The following is a 25357-nucleotide window of genomic DNA, read 5'->3' on the forward strand; positions in this document are numbered from 1 at the left end:
CCTCACAGGTGCCCGGCCGGACGCTTTTGCCGTGCCGCAGCTCGCCGTCGTCTCGTCCGCCCTTCTGATCAATTAGGTTGGAAGGGCAGCGGGGCATCTGCAGGCACGAGAAGAAGTGGGCTGATATCCGGGATGAATACACCAAGCCGAACCAGGCTCAACCAGACGCCCGAGTGGACCGCTCTGGGCAAGCACCGCGAGCAGCTCGGGACGACGCACCTGCGGCAGCTCTTCGCGGACGATCCGGAGCGCGGCACCGGATACACCCTCCGGGTCGGCGAGCTGTACGTCGACTACTCCAAGCACCTGGTCACCGGCGAGACGCTCCGGCTGCTGCGTGAGCTCGCCGCGGCCACCGGGGTGGCGGAGCTGCGGGACGCGATGTTCCGCGGGGAGAAGATCAACACCACCGAGGACCGTGCCGTCCTGCACACCGCGCTGCGTGCCCCGCGCGACGCGGTGATCGAGGTCGACGGCGAGAACGTGGTGCCTGCGGTGCACGCCGTGCTCGACAGGATGGCGGCCTTCTCCGACCGCATCAGGTCGGGGGAGTGGACCGGCCACACAGGCAAGCGCATCAAGAACATCGTCAACATCGGCATCGGCGGCTCCGATCTCGGCCCCGCCATGGCGTACGAGGTGCTGCGCTCCTTCACGGACCGCTCGCTCACCGTCCGCTTCGTGTCGAACGTCGACGGCGCCGACCTCCACGAGGCCGTACGCGATCTCGACCCCGCCGAGACGCTCTTCGTCATCGCGTCGAAGACCTTCACGACGATCGAGACGATCACCAATGCCACCTCCGCCCGCAATTGGCTGCTGACCGGGCTGAGGGCCGGTCAGGAAGCGGTCGCCAAGCACTTCGTGGCGCTGTCCACCAACGCCGAGAAGGTCGCGGACTTCGGCATCGACACCGCCAACATGTTCGAGTTCTGGGACTGGGTCGGCGGCCGCTACTCCTACGACTCCGCCATCGGTCTCTCACTGATGATCGCCATCGGCCCGGACCGGTTCCGCGAGATGCTCGACGGCTTCCACCTCGTCGACGAACACTTCCGCACCGCCCCCGCCGAGGACAATGTCCCGCTGCTGCTGGGCCTGTTGGGCGTCTGGTACGGCGCCTTCTTCGACGCCCAGTCGCATGCCGTGCTGCCGTACAGCCACTATCTGTCCAAGTTCACCGCGTACTTGCAGCAGCTGGACATGGAGTCCAACGGCAAGTCCGTGGACCGGGACGGCAATCCGGTCGGCTGGCAGACCGGACCGGTCGTATGGGGCACCCCCGGCACCAACGGGCAGCACGCCTATTACCAGCTGATCCACCAGGGCACCAAGGTCATCCCGGCCGACTTCATCGGCTTCGCCGAGCCCGTCGCCGACCTGCTGCCCGGTCTCGTCGCCCAGCACGATCTGCTGATGGCCAACTTCTTCGCCCAGACCCAGGCGCTGGCCTTCGGCAAGACGCCGGACGAGGTCCGCGCCGAGGGTGTCGCCGAGGAACTGGTGCCGCACAAGACCTTCCAGGGCAACCACCCGACGACGACGATCCTCGCCGACCGGCTGACGCCGTCCGTCCTCGGCCAGCTGATCGCGCTGTACGAGCACAAGGTCTTCGTCCAGGGCGCCATCTGGAACATCGACTCCTTCGACCAGTGGGGCGTCGAACTCGGCAAGGTCCTCGCCAAGAAGATCGAGCCGGTGCTGACCGAAGGCAAGGGGGGCGAGCAACTGGACAGCTCGACCGCCGCGCTCGTTACGGCGTACCGCGCCCGCAGGGGGCGCTGAGCCGATGACCAGGGGGGAGCGGACGGTGCGGCTGAGGCCGCCGAACAACACTCTGGACCCGCGGGCCGTCGGCTGGTGGCGGGCCCAGTGGCTGCTGCTGACCGCGGCGCCGGTGGCCGTCCTGGCCGTGCTCGGCGTGCTCATCGAGCCCGCCCGGTTCTGGCTGCTGCTGCCCGCCGCGATCCTCACGGTCCTCGGCGTCGGCTGCGCCGTCCTCTTCCCCCTCTGGTGGTTCCGCACCCATCGCTGGGAGGTCACCGACGAAGCGGTGTACGTCAGAACCGGCGTCCTGCGACAGGAGTGGCGGATCGCCCCGATGTCCCGTATTCAGACCGTGGACACCGTACGCGGCCCGCTCGAACAGCTCTACCGGCTCGCCACGGTCACCGTGACCACCGCATCGTCCAAGGGCGCGGTGCGGATCGAGGGACTGGGCCACGAGCTGGCGGCCGAGCTGGCCGAGCGGCTGACCCGGATCACCCAGGACACCCCCGGGGACGCCACATGAGCGCCGAGGCGACCGTCTCCACGGACGCCGGGGACGACGACCGCGCCGGCCCCGATACCGCCACCGACTGGCGGCGGCTGGACCGGCGTACGGTCCTCGTCAGCGCACTCGTCACGGTCGGGGTGGCGGCCGGTGCGGCCGTGCCCACCACGCTCGGGCTCTCGGGACGGTTCGGCCTCGGGCACGCGGTCGCCTGGGTGCTGGCGGGCGCGTTCGTACTGATCGGCTCCGCCGCGGCCGGCGACTACGTACGGTGGCGCCGCACCCGCTACCGCGTCGGCGCCGAACGGGTCGAGCTCCACACCGGCCTGTTCCTGGTCAAGAAGCGCTCACTGGCCCGTGAACGCATCCGCAGCGTCGACCTCACCGCCCATCCGCTCCAACGGGTCCTCGGCCTGGTCACCGTCCGCATCGGCACCGGCGAGCACTCCGGCGGCGAATCCACCCTGGAACTGGACCCGGTCCCCAAGGCCGAGGGTGAACGGCTCCGCCGCGAACTGCTGGAGCGTACGGCCACCGGCACTCCGGGCACCCATCGTGAGGGTGAACTCGTCGCCCTCGACCCGCGCTGGATCCGTTACGCACCGGTCTCGTTCGTCGCCCCCGCGCTCGGTGGCGCGGCGGTCGGTGCGGTGATGCAGGTCAGCGACTGGTTCGGGGCGCAGGGGCAGGTGATCGACTGGGTCGGCGACCGGTTCCGGGACACCTCGCTGACGGCCATGATCGTGGCCCTCGCCCTCGCGGCCGTGGCAGCCGGTGTCGTCGGCGCGCTCGGCCTGTGGATCGAGATGTGGTGGAGCTACCGGCTGGAGCGCGAACCCGGCGGCACCCTGCGCATCCGGCGCGGCCTGCTGACCTCCCGGTCCGTCTCCATCGAGGAGCGGCGGCTGCGCGGCGTCGACCTCGTCGAACCGCTCGGCATCCGGCTCTTCGGCGCCGCCCGCGTCGACGCGATCACCACCGGACTCGCCAAGGACGACGAGGAGCAGCACGGCGACCACAACACCCTGCTGCCCGCCGCGCCCCGGCCCGTCGCCGACACGGTGGCCGCCGACGTCCTGCGCGCGACCACGTCCCCGACCCGCGCCGCGCTGACCGGGCACCCCCTCGCGGCCCGCGGCCGGCGGCTGCGCCGGGCGTTCTGGGCCGTCGTCGTGCCCGTATGCGTCCAGGGCGTGCTCGGCGTGCTGCTGACCCCCGTACTGCTCTGGACCGCGCTCGGCTGCGCGGCCGTGGGGCTGCCTCTGGGGGTGTTCCTGGCCCGGGACGCGTACCGCGGTCTGGGACACGCCCTCAGTGGCGACTACCTGGTAGTGCGGTCGGGCACGGTCCGGCGCTCGACCGCCGCGCTGGAGCGAGCCGGTGTCATCGGCTGGACGGTCCGGCAGACGTTCTTCCAGCGGCGGTCCGGGGTGCTGAGTCTCACGGCGACGACGGCCGCCGGAGCGGGCGCGTACACGGCGTACGACGCGGACGCGAGCGAGGGTCTCGACTTCGCCTCGGAGGCCGTCCCGGGCCTGCTGGAGCCCTTCCTGGAGCGCACCCCGGCGGCCGGCTGAGCGCCGGAAGGGCCGGCCGTGCGCCGCGCCGATGACGCGGGACCTGCTGCCCCCGGTGCCGGCCGGCGACACGAAATCCGGGGCGTCGGGATACGGCGCGCCCGGCTCCCCGCCATTTCACGCCGCGGGCCCGGCCGCTTGGAGAAGCGCGAACCGGGCCCGGGCACAACGGTACTGACAGCTGCTCAGGGAGAGGCCGGCGGATACAGCGCACGCGGCAGCCGCGAGGCCGCCGCCGCGTCCAGCAGCCACAGGGTGCGGCCGCGTCCGTACGCACCGGCCGCCGGGGCCTGGATCTCCCCGGCGCCCGAGAGCGCGATCTCCGCGGCCTCCGCCTTGTCCTCACCCGCGGCGAGCAGCCACACCTCGCGCGCCGCCCGGATCGCGGGCAGCGTGAGCGAGACGCGGGTGGGCGGCGGCTTGGGGGCGCCGTGCACACCGACGACGGTGCGCTCGGTCTCCCGTACCGCGGGCAGTTCCGGGAAGAGCGACGCGACATGCGTGTCCGGGCCGACGCCCAGCATCAGCACGTCGAACGTCGGCACCGGACCGTGGTCCTCCGGACCGGCCGCCGCGGCCAGCTCCTCGGCGTACGCGGCCGCGGCCGCGTCGGCGTCACTGCCGAAGGGGCCGTCCGAGGCGGGCATCGCGTGCACCCGGGACGGGGTCAGCGGCACCGAGTCCAGCAAGGCCTCGCGGGCCTGCGTGACATTGCGCTCCGGATGGCCTTCCGGCAGGAACCGCTCGTCGCCCCACCACAGATCGAGCCGCGACCAGTCGATCGCGTCCCGGGCGGGCGCGGCGGCGAGGGCGGCCAGCAGGCCGTTGCCGTTGCGCCCACCGGTGAGGACCACCGAGGCGTATCCGCGGGCGGCCTGGGCGTCCACGATCCTCGTGATCAGCCGGGCCGCGGCGGCCTGCGCCATCAGCTCCTTGTCGCGGTGCACGACAAGCTGAGGGGCACTCACTTCGTCGCCGCCTTCTTGGCCGCAGTCTTCTTGGCGGCGGCCGGGGCGGCGGCGGTCCCGCCGGACTTCGACTCGGTGGACTTCGGCTCGGCGGGCTTCCGCTGCGCCGGTCCGCCGAGCTTCTCCACGCCGAACTTCACCGTCGCCTCATAGGTGTTGTCCGGGTCCAGGCGCCGCAGCTCCTCGGCGAGCAGCTCGGCGGTGTCCCGCCGCTTGAGCGCCACCGCACGGTCGGGCTGGCCCTGCATCGAGAGCGTGGCCAGCGAACCGTCCGGCCGGTCCAGGACGATGACACCGTTCTTGGTCTCCATCCGCACGGCCGTCAGACCGGGGCCGTCGGACAGGGTGCGCTCCACCGGAATCTTGAGCCGGTCGGCGAGCCACATGGCGAGCAGCTCACAGCTCGGGTTCTCCGACTCGCCCTCGACCGTCGCCGAGACGACCTCGACGTGCTGCTGGTCGAGCGCGGCCGCGAGCATCGAACGCCACGGCGTGATGCGGGTCCAGGCCAGATCGGTGTCGCCCGGGCTGTACGACCGGGCGCGGACCGCGAGTTCGTCGCCCGGGTGCTCCGAGGAGTACGCGTCCGTGATCCGGCGCTGGGCGAGCGCGCCCAGCGGGTCCTTCGCCGGGTCGTCGGGTGCGTCCTCGGGCCACCAGACCACGACCGGGGCGTCCGGCAGCAGCAGCGGCAGAACCACCGACTGGGCGTGGTTGACCAGCTCGCCGTGGAGACGCAGGACGACGGTCTCGCCGGTGCCCGCGTCGGAGCCGACCCGCACCTCGGCGTCGAGCCGGGCGTCCCGGCGGCTGCGCGGCGAGCGGCTGACCCGCTTGATCACCGCGATGATCCGCGAGGGGTGCTCGCGCGAGGCGTCGCCGGCCGACTTGAGCGCGTCGTACGCGTTCTCCTCGTCGGTGACGATGACCAGGGTCAGCACCATGCCGATGGCCGGGGTGCCGATGGCCCGGCGGGCCGACACCAGCGCCTGGTTGATCTTGCTGGAAGTGGTCTCCGTGAGATCGATCTTCATGGCCGACGCCAGCTCCGTCCGTCTCGTGCGAGCATCTCGTCCGCCTCGGCCGGGCCCCAGGTGCCCGCCGGGTACTGCGCGGGCTTGCCGTGCTTGTCCCAGTACTCCTCGATCGGGTCGAGGATGTTCCAGGAGAGTTCGACCTCCTGGTGCCGCGGGAACAGGTTGGCGTCGCCGAGCAGCACATCGAGGATGAGCCGCTCGTACGCCTCCGGGCTGGACTCCGTGAAGGACTCGCCGTACGCGAAGTCCATCGTGACGTCCCGGACCTCCATCGAGGTGCCGGGCACCTTGGAGCCGAACCGCACGGTCACGCCCTCGTCCGGCTGGACCCGGATGACCAGGGCGTTGCCGCCCAGTTCCTCCGTCGCGCCGGACTCGAAGGGCAGATACGGAGCGCGCTTGAAGACGACCGCGATCTCCGTGACCCGGCGGCCGAGCCGCTTTCCGGTACGGAGATAGAACGGCACGCCCGCCCAGCGGCGGTTGTTGATCGTCAGCTTGATCGCGGCGTAGGTGTCGGTCGTCGACTTGGGGTCGATGCCGTCCTCCTCCAGATAGCCGAGGACCTCCTCGCCGCCCTGCCATGCGTGCATGTACTGGCCGCGAACCGTGTGCTTGCCCAGGTCCTCCGGCAGCTCCACCGCCGTGAGCACCTTGAGCTTCTCGGCGACCAGGGCCTTCGGGTGGAAGGAGCCGGGCTCCTCCATGGCCGTCAGCGCCAGCAGCTGGAGCAGGTGGTTCTGGATGACGTCACGGGCGGCACCGATGCCGTCGTAGTAGCCGGCCCGGCCGCCGATGCCGATGTCCTCGGCCATCGTGATCTGGACATGGTCGACGTACGACCTGTTCCAGATCGGCTCGAACATCGTGTTGGCGAACCGCAGCGCCAGGATGTTCTGGACCGTCTCCTTGCCCAGGTAGTGGTCGATCCGGAAGACCTCGTTGGGCGGGAACACATCGTGCACGATCTGGTTGAGCTCCTGCGCGCTCTTCAGATCGTGACCGAAGGGCTTCTCGATGACGGCACGCCGCCAGGAGCCCTCCTTCTGGTCGGCGAGGCCGTGCTTCTTGAGCTGCTGGACGACCTTGGGGAAGAACTTCGGCGGCACGGACAGGTAGAAGGCGAAGTTGCCTCCCGTGCCCTGTGCCTTGTCCAGCTCCTGGATCGTCGCCTTCAGCGTCTCGAAGGCGTCGTCGTCGTCGAAGTTGCCCTGGACGAAGCGCATCCCCTGGATGAGCTGCTGCCAGACCTCTTCGCGGAACGGTGTACGGGCGTGCTGCTTGACGGCGTCGTGGACCTCCTGTGCGAAGTCCTCGTCGTGCCACTCGCGGCGCGCGAAACCGATGAGGGAGAAGCCCGGCGGCAGCAGGCCGCGATTGGCCAGGTCGTAGACGGCAGGCATCAGCTTTTTACGGGACAAATCGCCCGTGACCCCAAAGATCACCAGACCCGACGGTCCCGCGATGCGCGGGAGCCGTCGGTCCTGGGGGTCACGAAGCGGGTTGGCTCCGGGAACACCAGACAAGGTGGTCAGCCCTCCGAAGGGGCGAGGCGCTTGAGCTCTGCCTCGGTCGAGTTGAGCAGGTCGATCCAGGACGCCTCGAACTTCTCGACGCCCTCGTCCTCGAGGAGCTGGACGACGTCCTCGTAGGAGATCCCGAGCTTCGCGACGGCATCGAGCTCGGCGCGGGCCTGCTCGTAGGTGCCGGCGATGGTGTTGCCCGTGATCTGCCCGTGGTCCGCCGTGGCGTCCAGGGTGGCCTCGGGCATGGTGTTCACCGTGCCGGGGGCGACCAGGTCGTCGACGTACAGGGTGTCCTTGTACGCGGGGTCCTTGACACCGGTCGAGGCCCACAGCGGACGCTGCTTGTTGGCCTGCGCCTTGTCCAGGGCGGCCCAGCGCTCCGAGCCGAATACCTCCTCGAACGCCTTGTAGGCGAGCCGGGCGTTGGCGAGCGCCGCCTTGCCCTTGAGCGCCTTGGCCTCGTCGGTGCCGACCGCGTCGAGCCGCTTGTCGATCTCGGTGTCCACGCGGGACACGAAGAACGAAGCCACCGAGTGGATCTTGGACAGGTCCAGGCCCGCGGCCTTCGCCTTCTCCAGACCGGCCAGGTAGGCGTCCATGACCTCGCGGTAGCGCTCCAGCGAGAAGATCAACGTGACATTGACGCTGATGCCCTTGCCGATGACCTCGGTGATCGCCGGGAGACCGGCCTTCGTCGCCGGGATCTTGATGAGCGTGTTGGGCCGGTCCACCAGCCAGGCCAGCTGCTTGGCCTCGGCGACGGTGGCGTCGGTGTGGTGGGCCAGGCGCGGGTCGACCTCGATGGAGACCCGGCCGTCCTGGCCGTCCGTGGCGTCGAAGACCGGACGCAGGATGTCCGCGGCGTCCCGTACGTCGGCCGTCGTGATCATCCGGATGGCCTCGTCGACGGTGACCTTGCGGGTGGCGAGATCGGTGAGCTGCTGCTCGTATCCGTCGCCGTGCGAGATCGCCTTCTGGAAGATCGACGGGTTGGTGGTGACGCCCACGACGTGCTGCTCGTCGATCAGCTCGGCGAGGTTGCCCGAGGTGATCCGCTTGCGCGACAGGTCATCGAGCCAGATCGCCACGCCCTCATCGGAGAGGCGCTTGAGTGCGTCTGTCATGAGAATTGCATCTCCTACTAGTCGTATAAGAGCGTCAGCGCGTGGCAGCGGCGAGAGATTCCCGCGCGGCGGCGGCGACGTGCTCGCCGGTGAACCCGAACTCACGGAAGAGGACCTTGGCGTCGGCCGAGGCACCGAAGTGCTCCAGCGAGACGATCCGGCCGGCGTCTCCGACGTACCGGTGCCACGTCAGACCGATACCGGCCTCGACCGCGACCCGGGCCTTCACGGACGGCGGCAGAACGCTGTCCTTGTACGCCTGGTCCTGCTCCTCGAACCACTCGACCGACGGCATCGAGACCACCCGGGTCGGGATTCCGGCCGCCTGCAGCTCCTCGCGCGCCTCGACGGCGAGGTGCACCTCGGAGCCCGTACCGATGAGGAGGACCTGGGCGTCGCCGCCTTCGGCCTCGAAGAGTACGTAGCCGCCCTTGGCCGCGTCCTCGTTCGCCTCGTACGTGGGCACGCCCTGGCGGGTCAGCGCCAGGCCGTGCGGGGCTCCCTTGCCGAACACCTTGGTGTAGCGGCGCAGAATCTCGCGCCAGGCGACGGCGGTCTCGTTCGCGTCGGCCGGGCGGACGATGTTCAGGCCCGGGATGGCGCGCAGCGAGGCCAGGTGCTCCACCGGCTGGTGGGTCGGGCCGTCCTCGCCGAGACCGATGGAGTCGTGCGTCCACACGTACGTCACCGGCAGGTGCATCAGCGCGGACAGGCGCACGGCGTTGCGCATGTAGTCGGAGAACACCAGGAAGGTGCCGCCGTAGATACGGGTGTGGCCGTGCAGCGCGATGCCGTTCATGGCCGCGGCCATGGCGTGCTCGCGGATGCCGAAGTGGATCGTGCGGCCGTACGGGTCCGCGCTCGGCAGCGGGTTGCCCGTCGGGAGGAACGACGACGTCTTGTCGATCGTCGTGTTGTTCGAGCCCGCCAGGTCGGCGGAGCCGCCCCACAGCTCGGGGACGATATCGCCGAGAGCCTGGAGCACCTTGCCGGAGGCGGCACGGGTGGCGATGCTCTTGCCCGGCTCGAAGACGGGGAGCTTGTCCTCCCAGCCGGCGGGCAGCTCGCCCGCGGAGATCCGGTCGAACTCGGCGGCGCGCTCCGGGTTGGCGGTGCGCCATGCGGCGAGGGACTTCTCCCACTCGGTCTTGGCCTCGCGGCCGCGGTCCAGTGCCTCACGGGTGTGCGAGATGACCTCGTCGGAGACCTCGAAGGACTTCTCCGGGTCGAAGCCGAGGACCTTCTTCGTCGCGGCGACCTCTTCGTCACCGAGCGCCGAGCCGTGCGAGGCCTCGGTGTTCTGGGCGTGCGGGGCGGGCCAGGCGATGATCGAGCGGGCCGCGATGAACGACGGGCGCTCGGTCTCGGCCTTGGCGGCCTGCAGCGCCGCGTACAGACCCGCGGGGTCCAGGTCGCCGCTGGGCAGCTGGTCGACGCGCTGGACGTGCCAGCCGTACGCCTCGTACCGCTTCAGGGTGTCCTCGGAGACCGCGGTCTCCGTGTCGCCCTCGATGGAGATGTGGTTGTCGTCCCACAGCAGGACCAGGTTGCCGAGCTTCTGGTGCCCGGCCAGCGAGGACGCCTCCGCGGAGATGCCCTCCTGGAGGCAGCCGTCGCCCGCCACGACCCAGATCATGTGGTCGAACGGGGAGGTGCCGGGGGCCGCCTCGGGGTCGAACAGGCCGCGCTCGTAACGGGCGGCCATCGCCATGCCCACCGCGTTGGCGACACCCTGGCCCAACGGGCCCGTGGTCGTCTCGACGCCGGTGGTGTGACCGTACTCCGGGTGACCGGGGGTCTTCGAACTCCAGGTACGGAAGGCCTTGAGGTCATCGAGCTCCAGGCCGTACCCGGCCAGGTAGAGCTGGATGTAGAGGGTCAGGCTGCTGTGCCCCGCGGAGAGCACGAACCGGTCGCGACCGGTCCACTCCGCGTCGGCGGGGTCGTGCCGCATCACCTTCTGGAAGAGGGTGTACGCGGCGGGAGCCAGGCTCATCGCCGTGCCCGGGTGGCCGTTTCCGACCTTCTGTACGGCGTCGGCGGCAAGGACGCGGACAGTGTCCACGGCCCGCTGGTCCAATTCGGTCCACTGGAGGTCTGTGGTGGTCGGCTTGGTGCTCACCCTGAGTCAGGGCTCCTCTCCACTGTTGTAAACCGGTGACTGGTGACCGCACCGGGCGCTGTCGAGCCTACCCCCGTCGGAACAAGCATTTTCCGGCTGCTTTCCAGGGTGCGGGTGGTCCGCGGAGTTCGCCTCCCGTATGAGCGCGACGGCTCACTTCTGGGCCCTCCGATGAGCGCCTCCGGCCACGTCTGGGCCCTCCGATGAGCGTGTCCTTCCACTTATGTGCCGCCTCGGTGAGCGAGGGCCTCATATGTCATTTCGATGAGCGCGTCCCTTTACTTCTGCGCCACTTCAACACGACCGCACCCCCGCGAAGGGCGGCCGCTCCCCAACGTCTACAGTGGTGTGGTTCGCGCAAGTCTTTACTGGGCCTTCACGCCCGGAGCTTGCTGGGATTTCTCTGTCAGGGGTGTGCGTGACGGCCGTCGAGTCCCGACCCGCAGGGGTCGCCTTGACTCCCAGCCCAGGGGGCCATCGCCCGTTCGGGGTCCGTGTCAAGGCATTCGTGGCGTTGACCAAGCCTCGGATCATCGAGCTGTTGCTGATCACCACTGTCCCGGTGATGTTCCTGGCCGCTCAGGGTGTACCCGATCTGTGGCTCGTTCTCACCACCACCATCGGGGGATATCTCTCCGCGGGCGGTGCCAACGCGCTGAACATGTACATCGACCGCGACATCGACGCGCTGATGGACCGTACGTCGCAGCGTCCGCTGGTCACCGGAATGGTGACCCCGCGTGAGTGCCTGGCCTTCGGTATCGCCCTCGCGGTGATCTCCACGGTCTGGTTCGGACTGCTGGTCAACTGGCTGTCGGCGGCGCTGTCGCTCGGTGCGCTGCTCTTCTACGTCGTCGTCTACACGATGCTGCTGAAGCGCCGCACCTCGCAGAACATCGTCTGGGGCGGTATCGCCGGCTGCATGCCGGTCCTCATCGGCTGGTCCGCCGTGACCAACTCGATGTCCTGGGCCGCGGTCATCCTCTTCGCCGTCATCTTCTTCTGGACGCCGCCGCACTACTGGCCGCTGTCGATGAAGGTCAAGGACGACTACGCCAGGGTCGGCGTCCCGATGCTCCCGGTCATCGCCTCCAACCGGGTGGTGGCCCGCCAGATCGTCGTCTACAGCTGGGTGATGGTCGCCGTCTCGCTGCTGCTGACCCCGCTCGGCTACACCGGCTGGTTCTACACGGCGGTGGCGCTGCTGACCGGCGGGTTCTGGCTCTGGGAGGCCCACGGCCTGCTCAACCGGGCCAACGCCGGGGTGACGGGCGGGAAGCTCAAGGAGATGCGGCTGTTCCACTGGTCGATCACCTATGTCTCGCTGCTCTTCGTCGCCGTGGCGGTCGACCCCTTCCTGAGGTAGTCCCGCTTCACCGACACCTGCCGACGGGCGGGGTGCGTGGCCCAGGCCACGTGCCCCGCCCGTCGCACGTCGGTGTACCCATCGGTAGCATCCTGAGCATGGCAGAGACGGCAGAAACCCAGGTGGAGAGCGGCAAGCAGGCGGCCCGCGCGGAGCGCAGGGCGGCGAAGCTCGCCAAGCAGATCGGTGCCTTCTCCAAGGCGCACGGCGGAGCGGAGGGACAGCTCGCCTACATCGGGCAGATGGGCACGCGCATCGTTCTCGTCGGCGAGGACGGCGGCTGGGGCGATCTGGTCGCCCCGTCGTACGCGGTCGCCGAGAGCGCCGCTCAGAAGGCCGGGATCACGATGCACGAATCCTTCGACGGAGAGTTCGCCGCGAAGGTCCGCACCGGCCCGTACGAGTGGACGCGGATGGCCGGAATCCAGGTGGGCGGCCCGTCCAATAAGGCCTGAGGGCAGGCGAAAGCCCCCTGCTCACCGCATTCAGCCGGGCTGAGGGCTGTCCCGTAATCCCTGGCGGGCGCACAACGACAGCTACGGCACCTCGCCGCGTTGTCGGAACGCCCGAATAGGTATGCGAGCGCCCGTCCGCCTTGCGATGCACCGCATCCGACGCGCGCGCTGATTGATCCACCAGGGATGTACGGGACAGCCCTTGGCAGGGGGCCTTCGATCAGCCGATGACAAAACCTTTACGGGATTCGCTCGTAGGCATTCCTGCCGCGCGCTGGGGATGGTCCGTACCGCACGTATCCAATGACGCCCGGCCTCATTTGCTCTCCGGCGCGCGGCGCCTTTCAGGCGATGAGCGCCGTTTCGCTGCGCGGGGTCGGACTCGGCCCGACCTCCACCGGCCGCTCGCGCAGCGACAGCAGGACGCGCACCACGCCGATCCACACGAGGCACGAGCCGAACATGTGCAGTCCGACCAGTACTTCCGGCGTGTCGGTGAAATATTGCACGTACCCGACAAGCCCCTGGCTCAGCAGCACCAGGAAGAGGTCACGGGTGCGGCGCAGCGGCCCGACGGGCGCGTCCACGGCCTTCAGCACGAACCAGAGGGCGACGGTCAGCGCCACCACGGCCCAGGCCAGATCGGCGTGCAGCTGCGTGATCATCTTCCAGTCGATCGGAATGCGGTGGACGTCGCTGGAGTCACCCGCGTGCCGTCCGGCGCCCGTGACGACCGTACCGACCGCGATCAGCAGCCCCGCCACGACCGCGAGCAGCCAGGCCAGCTGGGACACCGCCTTGCCCACCAGCGGCCTGGGCGCCGCGTCGCCCTCACGGACCCGCTGCCACATCACCATCGCGACGGTGAGCAGCGCCGTGGAGAGCAGGAAGTGCGCCGCGACGGTGTACGGGTTGAGGCCGACCAGCACCACGATGCCGCCGAGCACCGCGTTGCCCATGACCACCCAGAACTGCACCCAGCCGAGCCGGGTGAGGCTGCGCCGCCAGGGCTTCGCGGACCGGGCGGCGATGATCGCCCAGCCGACGGCCGCGCACAGGACGTACGTCAGCATCCGGTTACCGAACTCGATGACGCCGTGGAAGCCCATCGCGCTCGTCGCCGTGAGGCTCTCGGCGGTGCACTTGGGCCAGGTCGGGCAGCCCAGGCCGGAGCCGGTAAGCCGCACCGCCCCGCCGGTCACGACGATGAGCACGGCCATGACGACGGCCGACATGGCCGCACGGCGGACCGTGCGGGGAGACGGAGTCCATCGCTCGGCGATGTAGAGGAGCGGGTTCCGCACGGCTTGAGCGACTTCGGCTCGGGTCAGCTTGGGCACGCGCACCATCGTAGGCGGCGGCTTGTGCAAGCTTTCACGAGGGGGACGAGTTACCCCGAAACGTCGACGGAGTGCGTGGGCCCGCTCACTCCCAGCGGAAGAACTTCGCCGCCGCGCCCAGCCCGAGCACCGCCCACACCGCGAGGATGCCGAGGTCTCCCCACGGCATCGACGCGCCGTGCTGGAGCACGTCGCGCAGCCCGTCCGACAAGGCCGCGATCGGCAGCAGACCCAGCATCGACTGCACCGCGTCCGGGAACTTCTCCAGCGGCACGATGACACCGCCGCCGATCAGCAGCAGCAGGAAGACCAGATTGGCCGCGGCGAGCGTCGCCTCCGCCTTCAGCGTCCCGGCCATCAGCAGCCCGAGCCCGGAGAAGGCCGCGGTGCCGAGCGCGAGCAGCACCAGCACGGCGAACGGGTTGCCGTGCGGCGACCAGCCCAGCGCGTACGCGATCACCGTCAGCAGCACCACCTGCAGCACCTCGGTGACCAGCACGGAAAGGGTCTTGGCGGTCATCAGGGCCCAGCGGGGCAGCGGCGAGGCACCGAGCCGCTTGAGCACCCCGTACCGCCGCTCGAAGCCGGTGGCGATGGCCTGGCCGGTGAAGGCCGTCGACAACACGGCGAGCGCGAGGATGCCGGGCGCCAGGAAGTCCACGGACTTGCCTGCGGTCCCCATCGTCTCCGTGGGCACAGCCACGATGTCGACGGCGCTGAACAGCACCAGCAGCAGCGTCGGGATGATCACGGTCAGCAGCAGCTGCTCGCCGTTGCGCAGCAGCATCCGCGTCTCCAGCACGGTCTGCGTCGCGATCATGCGGGACAGCGGGGCGGCGCCCGGCCGCGGGGTGTACGTACCGGCGCTCATGCGCGCAGCTCCTTGCCGGTCAGTTCCAGGAAGACGTCCTCCAGGGTGTGCCGCTCCACGGAGATGCCGGACGGCATCACACCGTGCTGCGCGCACCAGGAGGTGACCGTGGCCAGCAGCTGCGGGCCGACGTCGCCGGTGATGCGGTACGAGCCCGGGGTGAGCTCGGCCGCCCCCGTACCGTCGGGCAGCGCCTTCAGCAGGGAGCCGAGGTCGAGACCGGGGCGGCCGGTGAAGCGCAGGGTGTTCTCGGCGCCGCCGCGGCAGAGCGTCTCCGGGCTGCCCTGGGCGATGACCTTGCCCGCGTCGATGACGGCGACGTCGTCGGCCAGTTCCTCGGCCTCGTCCATGAAGTGTGTCGTGAGGACGACCGATACGCCGTCGGTGCGCAGCTCCCGTACGAGGTCCCAGGTGGACCGGCGGGCCTGCGGGTCGAGGCCGGCGGTCGGTTCGTCCAGGAAGACCAGCTCGGGGCGGCCGACGACGGCCATCGCCAGGGCGAGACGCTGCTGCTGGCCGCCGGAGAGCCGGCGGTAGGTCGTACGGCCGCAGCCGCCGAGGCCGAGGCGCTCGATCAGGGCGTCGACGTCCAACGGGTGGGCGTGGAGTTTCGCCATGTGGCGGAGCATCTCGTCGGCGCGCGCTCCGGAGTAGACGCCACCCGACTGGAGCATCACGCCGATCCGGGGGCGGAGCTTCGCGGCGTCGGCGACCGGGTCGAGGCCGAGGACGCGTACCGTCCCGGCATCCGGACGGCGGTAGCCCTCGCAGGTTTCGATGGTGGTGGTCTTGCCGGCGCCGTTCGGGCCGAGGACGGCGGTGACCGCGCCGGTGCGTACACACAGGTCGAGGCCGTCCACAGCGGTCTTGGGGCCGTACCGCTTCACCAGGCCGCGGGCCTGTACGACGGACTCGCTCTTCATGGCCGGTAAGTCTAGGCAGGGGTGGGAATCGCCCGTGTCCCGGGGCCGCATTAGGTGACCCTAAGTGATGAACCGCACCGTAGATCGTTCCGGACCGTGGTTGTCAGCGCGAGACGAATTACGCAACAATGGCGTTGTGAAATACGGCGAGACCAGGCGGGAGTCACCGCAGGAGGAACTCGCGACCGGAGAGCGCTCGACGCGCAACCGTGTCGCGCGATCCATCCTGGACCACGGCCCGTCCACGGTTGCCGAGCTGGCCGTGCGCCTGGGCCTCACCCAGGCCGCGGTACGCCGCCATCTCGACGCCCTCGTCTCCGACGGCGTCGTCGAGGCCCGCGAACAGCGGGTGTACGGCGCGCGGACCCGGGGCCGCCCGGCCAAGGTGTTCGCCCTCACCGACTGCGGGCGGGACGCCTTCGACCAGTCCTACGACAAGCTCGCCGCGGACGCGCTGCGCTGGATCGCCGAGACCTCGGGCGACGAGGCGGTCGTCGCTTTCGCCCGGGCCAGGATCGCGGCCCAGTCCGAGGCGTACCGCGCGGCGGTCGAGGCCGCGGACCCGCAGGCGCGGACCGAGGCCTTGGCCAAGGCCTTGTCGGCCGACGGGTACGCTGCTACCGCGCGTAGCGCGCCCGGCCCGCAGCAGGGCGAGCAGCTGTGCCAGCACCACTGCCCGGTCGCCCATGTCGCCGAGCAGTACCCGCAGCTGTGCGAGGCGGAGACGGAATTCTTCTCCAGCCTCCTCGGGACCCATGTGCAGCGTCTGGCCACCATCGCCCACGGCGACGGTGTGTGCACGACGTACATTCCGCGCAGCGGCCACGCAGCACCACAGACCACCCATTCAGTATCTGCAAGCACGGCCGGGAGGAACCCCGCATGACGCTCCCCACGGAGACTGCCCACCCTGAGCTCGAGGGTCTGGGCACGTACGAATTCGGCTGGGCCGACTCCGACGCGGCAGGCGCCGCAGCCAAGCGCGGGCTCTCCGAGGATGTCGTCCGTGACATCTCGGCGAAGAAGAGCGAGCCCGAGTGGATGCTGAAGCTGCGCCTGAAGGGCCTCAGGCTCTTCGACAAGAAGCCCATGCCGAACTGGGGCTCCGACCTGTCGGGCATCGACTTCGACAACATCAAGTACTTCGTCCGGTCCACGGAGAAGCAGGCGGAGTCCTGGGAGGATCTGCCCGAGGACATCAAGAACACCTACGACAAGCTCGGCATCCCGGAGGCGGAGAAGCAGCGCCTGGTCGCCGGTGTCGCCGCGCAGTACGAGTCCGAGGTCGTCTACCACCAGATCCGTGAGGACCTGGAGGAGCAGGGCGTCATCTTCCTCGACACCGACACCGCGCTGAAGGAGCACCCGGAGCTCTTCAAGGAGTACTTCGGCACCGTCATCCCGGTCGGCGACAACAAGTTCGCCTCGCTGAACTCGGCCGTGTGGTCCGGTGGCTCGTTCATCTACGTGCCCAAGGGTGTCCACGTCGACATCCCGCTGCAGGCCTACTTCCGTATCAATACGGAGAACATGGGCCAGTTCGAGCGGACGCTGATCATCGTCGACGAGGACGCCTACGTCCACTACGTCGAGGGCTGCACCGCGCCGATCTACTCCTCCGACTCGCTGCACTCCGCCGTCGTCGAGATCATCGTGAAGAAGGGCGGCCGCTGCCGCTACACGACGATCCAGAACTGGTCGAACAACGTCTACAACCTGGTCACCAAGCGCGCCGTGGCCTACGAGGGCGCGACCATGGAGTGGGTCGACGGCAACATCGGCTCCAAGGTCACCATGAAGTACCCGGCCGTCTACCTGATGGGCGAGCACGCCAAGGGCGAGACCCTGTCCATCGCGTTCGCGGGCGAGGGCCAGCACCAGGACGCCGGCGCCAAGATGGTCCACATGGCGCCGAACACCTCCTCCAACATCGTCTCCAAGTCGGTGGCGCGAGGCGGTGGCCGTACCTCCTACCGTGGTCTGATCGAGATCGGCGAGGGCGCGCCGGGCGCGAAGTCCAACGTGCTCTGTGACGCGCTGCTGGTCGACACCATCTCGCGCTCCGACACCTACCCGTACGTCGACGTCCGCGAGGACGACGTGTCGATGGGGCACGAGGCAACCGTCTCCAAGGTCTCCGAGGACCAGCTCTTCTACCTGATGAGCCGCGGTCTGACCGAGTTCGAGGCGATGGCGATGATCGTGCGCGGCTTCGTCGAGCCGATCGCGAAGGAGCTGCCGATGGAGTACGCACTCGAGCTCAACCGGCTGATCGAGCTGCAGATGGAGGGTTCGGTCGGCTGACACGGCCCAGCACGGCCGGACGACCGAACTCCCCGACTTTTGACAGAGAAAGCGAGCACTACGACAGCCATGGCTGAGGCTCAGAACATTCCGGCGGGGTCCACCACCACCGGGTCCATCGCGGTGGCCGCCGAGTCGACCGTCGCCACGCGCATGAGCGCGCCCCCGTCCTACGACGTGGCGGACTTCCCGGTCCCGCACGGCCGTGAGGAGGAGTGGCGGTTCACGCCGCTGGAGCGGCTGCGCGGACTGCACGACGGCACGGCCGTCGCCACCGGTGGCGCCGTGAAGGTCGCGATCGAGGCCCCCGAGGGCGTCACGGTCGAGACCGTCGGCCGCGACGACTCCCGGCCCGGGAAGGCCGGCACCCCCGTGGACCGTGTCGCCGCCCAGGCGTACACGTCCTTCGAGCAGGCGTCCGTCGTCACCGTCGCCAAGGAGGCCGTGCTCACCGAGCCGATCCGCATCGCGGTGCACGGCGAGGGCGGCGTGGCCTACGGCCACCAGGTCGTCGAGCTGGGTGCCTTCGCCGAGGCCGTCGTCGTCATCGACCACACCGGTGACGCGGTGCTCGCCGCCAACGTGGACTACGTCCTCGGTGACGGCGCGAAGCTCACCGTCGTCTCCGTTCAGGACTGGGACGAGACCGCGGTCCACGTCGGCCAGCACAACGCGCTGGTCGGCCGGGACGCCTCGTTCAAGTCGATCGTCGTCACCTTCGGCGGTGACCTGGTCCGTCTCCACCCGCGGGTCAGCTACGCGGGCACCGGCGGCGAGGCCGAGCTCTTCGGCCTGTACTTCACCGACAAGGGCCAGCACCAGGAGCACCGCCTCCTGGTCGACCACAACACCCCGCACTGCAAGTCCAACGCCGCCTACAAGGGCGCGCTCCAGGGCGACGGCGCACACGCGGTGTGGATCGGTGACGTCCTCATCCAGGCCAGGGCCGAGGGCACCGACACCTACGAGATGAACCGCAACCTCGTCCTCACGGACGGTGCGCGGGTCGACTCGGTGCCGAACCTGGAGATCGAGACCGGTGAGATCGTCGGCGCCGGCCACGCCTCCGCGACCGGCCGTTTCGATGACGAGCAGCTCTTCTACCTGATGTCCCGCGGTATCGCGGCCGAGGAGGCCCGCCGGCTCGTCGTGCGCGGCTTCTTCGCCGAGCTCGTCCAGCAGATCGGCCTGCCGGACGTCGAGGCGCGGCTGCTCGACAAGATCGAGACCGAGCTGAAGGCTACCGTCTGATGGCCTTCGTCAAAGCCTGTGCGCTGAGTGAGCTGGAGGACGACACCCCGAAGCGGGTGGAGCTCGACGGCGTCCCGGTGTCCGTCGTCCGTACCGAGGGCGAGGTGTTCGCGATCAACGACATCTGCTCGCACGCGAACGTCTCCCTGTCCGAGGGAGAGGTCGAGGACTGCATGATCGAGTGCTGGCTGCACGGCTCCAGCTTCGACCTCCGCACCGGTAAGCCGTCCGGCCTTCCCGCGACGCGCCCCGTCCCCGTATACCCCGTCAAGATCGAAGGGGACGATGTGCTCGTCTCCGTCACCCAGGAGTCCTGAGTCACCCATGGCAACGCTTGAAATCCGCGACCTGCACGTCTCCGTCGAGGCCGACAACGCCACGAAGGAGATCCTCAAGGGCGTCGACCTGATCGTGAAGCAGGGCGAGACCCACGCCATCATGGGCCCCAACGGGTCCGGCAAGTCCACCCTCGCGTACTCCCTCGCGGGTCACCCCAAGTACACGATCACCAGCGGTTCGGTGACCCTGGACGGCGAGGACGTCCTGGAGATGACCGTCGACGAGCGCGCCCGCGCCGGTCTGTTCCTCGCGATGCAGTACCCGGTCGAGATCCCCGGCGTCTCGGTCTCCAACTTCCTGCGCACCTCCGCCACCGCCGTCCGCGGCGAGGCGCCCAAGCTGCGTACCTGGGTGAAGGAGGTCAAGGAGACGATGGGCCGGCTCCAGATGGACCCGGCGTTCGCCGAGCGCAACGTCAACGAGGGCTTCTCCGGCGGTGAGAAGAAGCGCCACGAGATCCTTCAGCTGGAGCTCCTCAAGCCGAAGGTCGCGATCCTCGACGAGACCGACTCCGGTCTGGACGTCGACGCCCTGCGCATCGTCTCCGAGGGCGTCAACCGGGTCCGCGAGACCGGCGAGGTCGGCACCCTGCTGATCACGCACTACACGCGGATCCTCCGCTACATCAAGCCCGACTTCGTGCACGTCTTCGCCAACGGCCGTATCGCCGAGTCCGGCGGCGCCGAACTCGCCGACAAGCTGGAGAACGAGGGCTACGAGGCATATGTGAAGGGTGGCGCTTCCGCGTGACACAGCTGCCGGGCCTCCTCGACACCGAGGCGATCCGCAAGGACTTCCCCCTCCTGGACCGTACGGTCCATGACGGGAAGAAGGTCGTCTACCTGGACAGTGCGGCGACGTCGCAGAAGCCGCGCCAGGTCCTCGATGCCCTCAACGAGTACTACGAGCGGCACAACGCCAACGTGCACCGCGGCGTGTACACGATCGCGGAGGAGGCCACGGCGCTGTACGAAGGCGCCCGTGACAAGGTCGCCGCGTTCATCAACGCGCCCAGCCGCAACGAGGTGATCTTCACCAAGAACGCCTCCGAGTCGCTCAACCTCGTGGCCAACATGCTCGGCTGGGCCGATGAGCCCTACCGCGTGGACCACGACACCGAGATCGTCACCACGGAGATGGAGCACCACTCCAACATCGTGCCGTGGCAGCTGCTCTCGCAGCGCACCGGCGCGAAGCTGAAGTGGTTCGGCATCACCGACGACGGTCGCCTCGACCTGTCCAACATCGACGAGATCATCACGGAGAAGACGAAGATCGTCTCCTTCACCCTGGTCTCCAACATCATGGGCACGATCAACCCGGTCGAGAAGATCATCCGCCGCGCCCAGCAGGTCGGCGCGCTGGTCTGCATCGACGCCTCGCAGGCCGCCCCGCACATGGTGCTCGACGTGCAGGCGCTGCAGGCCGACTTCGTGGCCTTCACCGGTCACAAGATGGTCGGCCCGACCGGCATCGGCGTGCTCTGGGGACGGCAGGAGCTCCTGGAGGACCTGCCGCCGTTCCTCGGTGGCGGCGAGATGATCGAGACCGTGTCGATGCACTCGTCGACGTACGCCCCCGCGCCGCACAAGTTCGAGGCCGGTACGCCCCCGATCGCCCAGGCCGTCGGCCTCGGCGCGGCCGTGGACTACCTGTCGGCGATCGGCATGGAGAAGATCTACCAGCACGAGCACGCGATCACCCAGTATGCGGTGAAGCGGCTCCTGGAGGTCCCGGACCTCAGGATCATCGGTCCTGCGACGGCCGAGGACCGCGGCGCCACGATCTCCTTCACGCTCGGCGACATCCACCCGCACGACGTGGGTCAGGTGCTCGACGAGCAGGGCATCGCGGTCCGGGTCGGACACCACTGCGCACGACCGGTCTGCCTGAGGTTCGGAATTCCTGCGACGACGCGAGCGTCGTTCTATCTGTACTCCACGCCCGCCGAGGTCGACGCCCTGGTGGACGGACTGGAACACGTACGGAACTTTTTCGGTTAATACGCAGAGCGGCTGAGGGTTGACTGGTGAAGCTTGATTCCATGTACCAGGAAGTGATCCTGGACCACTACAAGCACCCCCACGGGCGCGGCCTGCGGGACGGCGACGCCGAGGTGCACCACGTCAACCCGACGTGCGGCGACGAGATCACTCTCCGGGTGAAGTACGACGGCGAGACCATCGCCGATGTGTCGTACGAGGGTCAGGGCTGCTCCATCAGCCAGGCCAGCGCATCCGTACTCAACGACCTGCTGGTCGGCAAGGAACTGGGCGAGGCGCAGAAGATCCAGGAGACCTTCCTGGAGCTGATGCAGTCGAAGGGTCAGCTGGAGCCGGACGACGCGATGGAGGAGGTACTGGAGGACGCGGTCGCGTTCGCCGGTGTCTCGAAGTACCCGGCCCGGGTCAAGTGCGCGCTATTGAGCTGGATGGCGTGGAAGGACGCGACGGCGAAAGCGCTGTCCGAAGGGAAGACGGCATGAGCGACAACACGGTGACATCCAACGAGGAGCTCACGACCAAGCCGGCCTCCGAGGAGGAGGTCCGCGAGGCCCTGTACGACGTCGTCGACCCCGAACTGGGCATCGACGTCGTCAACCTGGGCCTGATCTACGGCATCCACATCGATGACGCCAACATCGCCACCCTCGACATGACCCTGACGTCCGCGGCCTGCCCGCTGACCGATGTCATCGAGGACCAGGCGAAGTCCGCGACCGACGGCATCGTCAACGAGCTGCGGATCAACTGGGTCTGGATGCCGCCGTGGGGCCCGGACAAGATCACGGACGACGGGCGCGAGCAGCTGCGCGCGCTCGGCTTCAACGTCTGAGGCATCACCGACGAACGGCCCCCGGCTTCTGCCGGGGGCCGTTCGTCGTTGTTCGCTGCGCGGTACGCATGATGTGTGTCCGGCATCGGCGAGGCAACCGGAATCCGAACGCGGCACCACGCCGACGAGAGGCTCGCTGTCGGCCGTTGTACGGGACGGCACGGAGGCCAAGGATCTCGGCCACGCCGAGTGGAAGAAGTCCCGGGCCACCTGGTTCACCGTCGGCAGCTGACGGACCGGGCGCCTTCGCAACGAGTTCTGTGTGCCGGGTCCGAACTCTGCCGTGGTTCGACAAGGGAGACGCGCGTCACATTCCGTCGTGTCACATCTGCCCGGCTGTTTCCGTCAGAGAGGTGTAACCGCCAACAACGGCAAAGGAGTGCACCATGGATGCTCGCTTGAACCTCTTCGCCAACCCGGTCGCGGCCGGGGCACTCAAGCACCTCGTCTCGGCGGGCAAGGTGATCGGGGAATCGACGCTGCCGGCCGCGACACGGGAGCTGGTGCTGCTCCGGGCCAGTCAGATCAATGGCTGCGGCTTCTGCGTCGACATGCACAGCAAGGACGCCGTGCACGCCGGGGAGACGTGGGTACGGCTCAACCTGGTCGCGGCCTGGCGGGAGGCCAAGGTATTCACCGATGCCGAGCGCGCGGCCCTGGAGCTCGCGGAGCAGGGCACCCGCATCGCCGACGGGGCCGGTGGTGTGAGTGACGAGGTGTGGGCGAATGCTGCCAAGCACTATGACGAGGAGCAGCTCGGCGCCTTGGTGTCGCTCATCGCCGTCATCAACGCCTTCAACCGCGTGAACGTCATCACCCAGCAGCCCGCCGGCGACTACCAGCCCGGCCAGTTCGGATAATCAGGGGCAGCCGGGACCGCCGGTTCGGCCCGGTATCGAGCAGTACCCGCCCCGGGCGCCATTCGCTGGAGCCCGGGGCGTCGTGCTGGGCCACCCGGCGGTCCGGCTGATCAGTAATGGGTGCCGTACGGGGGCGGCGGCGGGGTGGCCGCCGCCTCGGCGAGGGCCGGGCCCAGGTTCTCCGTACGGATGCGCCGGTCGATGTAGAGGAGTCCGGTCACCAGCGGCGGGAACGTCGTCGAGACGAGCTGCCCGATCAGCTGCCCCAGCACCATGATCACCAGATAGCCGCTCATGGCGAAGACGATCGAGGCGGGGTTCGGGTCGTCGGACAGGGTCGAGCCGCCGAGGACACCGGAGAACATGCCGAGGAACGAGAACGGGATCTGGACGACGTAGTTGGCCACGGCCGCCATGAGGACGGCCAGCAGGGTGATCCCGAAGACCCGCCACCAGTCGCCGCGCACCAGCTGCGACGAGCGGCGCAGTCCCGCCACCGGGCGCTGCCCCTCGAAGACCACGGCCGAGGGGGCCAGGCAGAACTTCACCCAGAGCCAGGCGGCCAGGGGCGCGGTGGCCAGGGCGCCCAGGAAGCCGAGCGAGGTCCACAGCGCGATGCCGGACCCGTGCGAGAGAGTGGTGGCGCCGATCACGATCGCGACGAAGCCGATCATCGCGAGCACCATCGGGATCATCGCGATCAGGGTGGACAGGATCACCGTTCCGATCACCGCCGGCACACGGGCCCAGGCCCGGCGCCAGATCACGCCGAAGGTGGTCGGCCTGCCCAGGACCGCCTCCTGCAGGATCGCGGGAACGGTCGCGTACATCATGGCCGTACTGGCCATGAACACGATCATCGCGACCAGCCAGACGGCGCTGAAGCCGATCCCCAGCGGCACCACGTCCGCCGACGTCGGATCCTCCTCGGCGCTCAGCGAGACGATGTGGCGCAGATGGTCACTGACCGCGGAGTACGCGATCAGGGCGGCCGCCCCCACGATCACCAGCGCTCCGCCGTACACGGCCACGCCTATGCCGAACAACTGCTTCCAGTAGCGCCCCATCGCGCTGAAGGCGCCGCCGAGTATGTCCCCGAGCTTCAGGGGCGCCAGCGGTATCACTCCCGGCTTCGGCGGTGGCATCCAGCCGCCCCATCCCGGTGGTCCCGGGGGTCCTCCGTACGGTGCTCCGCCGCCCCACCCTGCGTCCTGCGCCACTGCTGCTCCGTTGTGTCTCGTCGACCTGTGCTGGTCGGGACACCGTAGCGCCCCGGATGGCGCGAAACCGCCGTACCGTGGCGCGAGCAGCGATGCGTACACTCGTACACATGGGTTATGGACTGCTTGCCGCGGCGATCGCGGCCGAGGTGGCCGGTACGACGGCCATGAAATACAGCGAGGGCTTCACCCGGCTCTGGCCCTCGCTGATCACCGTCGCGGGCTATCTCATCGCCTTCACCCTGCTCGCCCAGACGCTGAAGACGCTGTCGATGGGCACCGCCTATGCCATCTGGGCCGGGATCGGCACCGCCGCGGTCGCCGCCATCGGCGTCCTCTTCATGGGGGAGTCCGGCAACCTCGTCAAGCTGGCCGGCATAGCGCTGGTCATCGCCGGAGTGGTGGTGCTGAACCTGGGAGGGGCCCACTGATGACACGCCGTTACGACCCCGAGCGGCGCGGCCGCATCATCGACGCCGCGATCCGGGTGGTCGGTGCCAAGGGCATCGCGGGACTAAGCCACCGCTCCGTCGCGGCCGAGGCCGATGTGCCGCTCGGCTCGACGACGTATCACTTCGCCTCGCTGGACGAGCTGTTGATCGCGGCGCTGCGCCGGTCGAACGAGAACTTCGCCGAGGTCATGCGGGCGAGCGAGGAACTGGCCGACCCGGCCGTCGACCTCGCCGGGGTACTGGCCGGGCTGCTGGGGGAGTACTTCTCCGGCGGGCGCGGGCGGGCCGAGCTGGAGTACGAGCTGTACCTCGCCGCGCTCCGCAGGCCCGCGCTGCGGCCGGTCGCCGCCGAGTGGACCGACGGCACCGCCGAACTGCTGTCCCGGCGGACCGATCCGGCCACGGCGCGTGCGCTGATCGCGCTCATGGACGGGATCTGTCTGCAGGTGCTGCTCACCGGTGGGGAGTACGACGAGGCGTACGCGCGGGAGATGCTGGGACGCCTCGTCGGC

The 25357-nt window shown here is 69.1% G+C and carries 25 protein-coding genes; 16 read left to right on the forward strand and 9 right to left on the reverse strand.

Annotated elements, in window-relative coordinates:
- Positions 1 to 132: 132 nt before the first annotated feature.
- The 3 genes from pgi to ACFU8Q_RS19105 are packed head-to-tail and all read left to right on the forward strand — an operon-like array spanning position 133 to position 3852.
- The gene (gene pgi, locus ACFU8Q_RS19095) at positions 133 to 1785 is read left to right on the forward strand and encodes a glucose-6-phosphate isomerase (RefSeq protein ID WP_384455034.1); all 1653 of its coding nucleotides are present in this window, start codon (positions 133 to 135) and stop codon (positions 1783 to 1785) included.
- A gap of 4 nt (positions 1786 to 1789) precedes the next feature.
- On the forward strand, positions 1790 to 2293 hold the full coding sequence (locus ACFU8Q_RS19100; protein ID WP_384455037.1) for a PH domain-containing protein: 504 nt from the start codon (positions 1790 to 1792) through the stop codon (positions 2291 to 2293).
- Positions 2290 to 3852, forward strand: a complete 1563-nt coding sequence (locus tag ACFU8Q_RS19105) for a PH domain-containing protein (RefSeq protein WP_384455040.1) — start codon at positions 2290 to 2292, stop codon at positions 3850 to 3852. The genes ACFU8Q_RS19100 and ACFU8Q_RS19105 overlap by 4 nt, the downstream gene beginning before the upstream one ends.
- Positions 3853 to 4037: 185 nt before the next feature.
- Here the strand turns inward: ACFU8Q_RS19105 and pgl are convergent, their stop codons facing one another.
- The 5 genes from pgl to tkt are packed head-to-tail and all read right to left on the reverse strand — an operon-like array spanning position 4038 to position 10629.
- The gene (gene pgl / locus ACFU8Q_RS19110) at positions 4038 to 4820 is read right to left on the reverse strand and encodes a 6-phosphogluconolactonase (protein ID WP_384455043.1); all 783 of its coding nucleotides are present in this window, start codon (positions 4818 to 4820) and stop codon (positions 4038 to 4040) included.
- Entirely contained in the window at positions 4817 to 5854 is a 1038-nt protein-coding gene (opcA, locus tag ACFU8Q_RS19115) for a glucose-6-phosphate dehydrogenase assembly protein OpcA (protein ID WP_384455046.1), read from the reverse strand. The genes pgl and opcA overlap by 4 nt, the downstream gene beginning before the upstream one ends.
- Positions 5851 to 7383, reverse strand: coding sequence for a glucose-6-phosphate dehydrogenase (gene zwf, locus ACFU8Q_RS19120; protein WP_384455049.1), 1533 nt, complete (start codon positions 7381 to 7383; stop codon positions 5851 to 5853). Before zwf ends, opcA begins: the two co-directional genes overlap by 4 nt.
- Before the next feature lie 5 nt (positions 7384 to 7388).
- Complete coding sequence (tal, locus tag ACFU8Q_RS19125; protein WP_384455052.1) at positions 7389 to 8507, reverse strand: transaldolase; 1119 nt, start codon at positions 8505 to 8507, stop codon at positions 7389 to 7391.
- A 34-nt stretch (positions 8508 to 8541) separates the two neighbouring features.
- Positions 8542 to 10629: a transketolase gene (gene tkt, locus ACFU8Q_RS19130; RefSeq protein ID WP_384455055.1), complete on the reverse strand. Its 2088-nt coding sequence runs from the start codon at positions 10627 to 10629 to the stop codon at positions 8542 to 8544.
- A gap of 412 nt (positions 10630 to 11041) precedes the next feature.
- Between tkt and ACFU8Q_RS19135 the strand changes: the two genes are divergently transcribed.
- Both ACFU8Q_RS19135 and ACFU8Q_RS19140 read left to right on the forward strand, forming a co-directional pair.
- Positions 11042 to 11995 carry a heme o synthase gene (locus ACFU8Q_RS19135; RefSeq protein ID WP_384455058.1) on the forward strand — a complete coding sequence of 318 codons (954 nt, stop codon included), beginning with the start codon at positions 11042 to 11044 and terminating at the stop codon, positions 11993 to 11995.
- 98 nt (positions 11996 to 12093) lie between these two features.
- Positions 12094 to 12450, forward strand: a complete 357-nt coding sequence (locus tag ACFU8Q_RS19140; RefSeq protein WP_384455060.1) for a hypothetical protein — start codon at positions 12094 to 12096, stop codon at positions 12448 to 12450.
- A gap of 344 nt (positions 12451 to 12794) precedes the next feature.
- Here the strand turns inward: ACFU8Q_RS19140 and ACFU8Q_RS19145 are convergent, their stop codons facing one another.
- The 3 genes from ACFU8Q_RS19145 to ACFU8Q_RS19155 all read right to left on the reverse strand — a co-directional run bounded on the left by ACFU8Q_RS19145 (position 12795) and on the right by ACFU8Q_RS19155 (position 15584).
- Complete coding sequence (locus ACFU8Q_RS19145; RefSeq protein ID WP_384455063.1) at positions 12795 to 13799, reverse strand: heme A synthase; 1005 nt, start codon at positions 13797 to 13799, stop codon at positions 12795 to 12797.
- 76 nt (positions 13800 to 13875) lie between these two features.
- Complete coding sequence (locus ACFU8Q_RS19150) at positions 13876 to 14661, reverse strand: ABC transporter permease (protein ID WP_384455066.1); 786 nt, start codon at positions 14659 to 14661, stop codon at positions 13876 to 13878.
- Positions 14658 to 15584, reverse strand: a complete 927-nt coding sequence (locus ACFU8Q_RS19155) for an ABC transporter ATP-binding protein (RefSeq protein WP_384455069.1) — start codon at positions 15582 to 15584, stop codon at positions 14658 to 14660. The genes ACFU8Q_RS19150 and ACFU8Q_RS19155 overlap by 4 nt, the downstream gene beginning before the upstream one ends.
- 67 nt (positions 15585 to 15651) lie before the next feature.
- Here ACFU8Q_RS19155 and ACFU8Q_RS19160 point away from each other — a divergent pair, with 67 nt between their 5' ends.
- The 9 genes from ACFU8Q_RS19160 to ACFU8Q_RS19200 all read left to right on the forward strand — a co-directional run bounded on the left by ACFU8Q_RS19160 (position 15652) and on the right by ACFU8Q_RS19200 (position 23173).
- A complete protein-coding gene (locus ACFU8Q_RS19160) occupies positions 15652 to 16470 on the forward strand; it encodes a helix-turn-helix transcriptional regulator (protein WP_384455072.1) in 819 nt (272 codons plus the stop codon).
- Positions 16467 to 17888, forward strand: a complete 1422-nt coding sequence (sufB, locus tag ACFU8Q_RS19165) for a Fe-S cluster assembly protein SufB (protein WP_266362290.1) — start codon at positions 16467 to 16469, stop codon at positions 17886 to 17888. The genes ACFU8Q_RS19160 and sufB overlap by 4 nt, the downstream gene beginning before the upstream one ends.
- A 69-nt stretch (positions 17889 to 17957) precedes the next feature.
- On the forward strand, positions 17958 to 19139 hold the full coding sequence (gene sufD, locus ACFU8Q_RS19170) for a Fe-S cluster assembly protein SufD (RefSeq protein WP_384455075.1): 1182 nt from the start codon (positions 17958 to 17960) through the stop codon (positions 19137 to 19139).
- Positions 19139 to 19456 (forward strand): bifunctional 3-phenylpropionate/cinnamic acid dioxygenase ferredoxin subunit, encoded by a 318-nt coding sequence (locus tag ACFU8Q_RS19175; RefSeq protein ID WP_093539686.1) that lies wholly within the window; start codon positions 19139 to 19141, stop codon positions 19454 to 19456. The genes sufD and ACFU8Q_RS19175 overlap by 1 nt, the downstream gene beginning before the upstream one ends.
- A gap of 7 nt (positions 19457 to 19463) precedes the next feature.
- A complete protein-coding gene (gene sufC / locus ACFU8Q_RS19180; protein WP_351078837.1) occupies positions 19464 to 20228 on the forward strand; it encodes a Fe-S cluster assembly ATPase SufC in 765 nt (254 codons plus the stop codon).
- Positions 20225 to 21481, forward strand: a complete 1257-nt coding sequence (locus ACFU8Q_RS19185; RefSeq protein WP_384455080.1) for a cysteine desulfurase — start codon at positions 20225 to 20227, stop codon at positions 21479 to 21481. The genes sufC and ACFU8Q_RS19185 overlap by 4 nt, the downstream gene beginning before the upstream one ends.
- Positions 21482 to 21507: 26 nt before the next feature.
- Positions 21508 to 21963 (forward strand): Fe-S cluster assembly sulfur transfer protein SufU, encoded by a 456-nt coding sequence (gene sufU / locus ACFU8Q_RS19190; protein ID WP_148834121.1) that lies wholly within the window; start codon positions 21508 to 21510, stop codon positions 21961 to 21963.
- Entirely contained in the window at positions 21960 to 22313 is a 354-nt protein-coding gene (locus ACFU8Q_RS19195; RefSeq protein WP_371665221.1) for a metal-sulfur cluster assembly factor, read from the forward strand. Before sufU ends, ACFU8Q_RS19195 begins: the two co-directional genes overlap by 4 nt.
- A 386-nt stretch (positions 22314 to 22699) precedes the next feature.
- Entirely contained in the window at positions 22700 to 23173 is a 474-nt protein-coding gene (locus ACFU8Q_RS19200; RefSeq protein WP_384455083.1) for a carboxymuconolactone decarboxylase family protein, read from the forward strand.
- 110 nt (positions 23174 to 23283) lie between these two features.
- On the opposite strand, the gene ACFU8Q_RS19205 is transcribed toward ACFU8Q_RS19200, so the two are convergent.
- On the reverse strand, positions 23284 to 24318 hold the full coding sequence (locus ACFU8Q_RS19205) for a hypothetical protein (RefSeq protein ID WP_384455086.1): 1035 nt from the start codon (positions 24316 to 24318) through the stop codon (positions 23284 to 23286).
- A 185-nt stretch (positions 24319 to 24503) separates the two neighbouring features.
- Here ACFU8Q_RS19205 and ACFU8Q_RS19210 point away from each other — a divergent pair, with 185 nt between their 5' ends.
- Complete coding sequence (locus ACFU8Q_RS19210; RefSeq protein ID WP_384455089.1) at positions 24504 to 24824, forward strand: DMT family transporter; 321 nt, start codon at positions 24504 to 24506, stop codon at positions 24822 to 24824.
- Positions 24824 to 25357 (forward strand): TetR/AcrR family transcriptional regulator (locus tag ACFU8Q_RS19215; RefSeq protein WP_384455092.1); only part of this gene is annotated, 534 nt, incomplete at its 3' end. The genes ACFU8Q_RS19210 and ACFU8Q_RS19215, both read left to right, overlap by 1 nt.

Origin of the sequence: Streptomyces sp. NPDC057543 (genome assembly GCF_042801895.1) — a bacterium.
Taxonomy (GTDB): Bacteria; Actinomycetota; Actinomycetes; order Streptomycetales; family Streptomycetaceae; genus Streptomyces.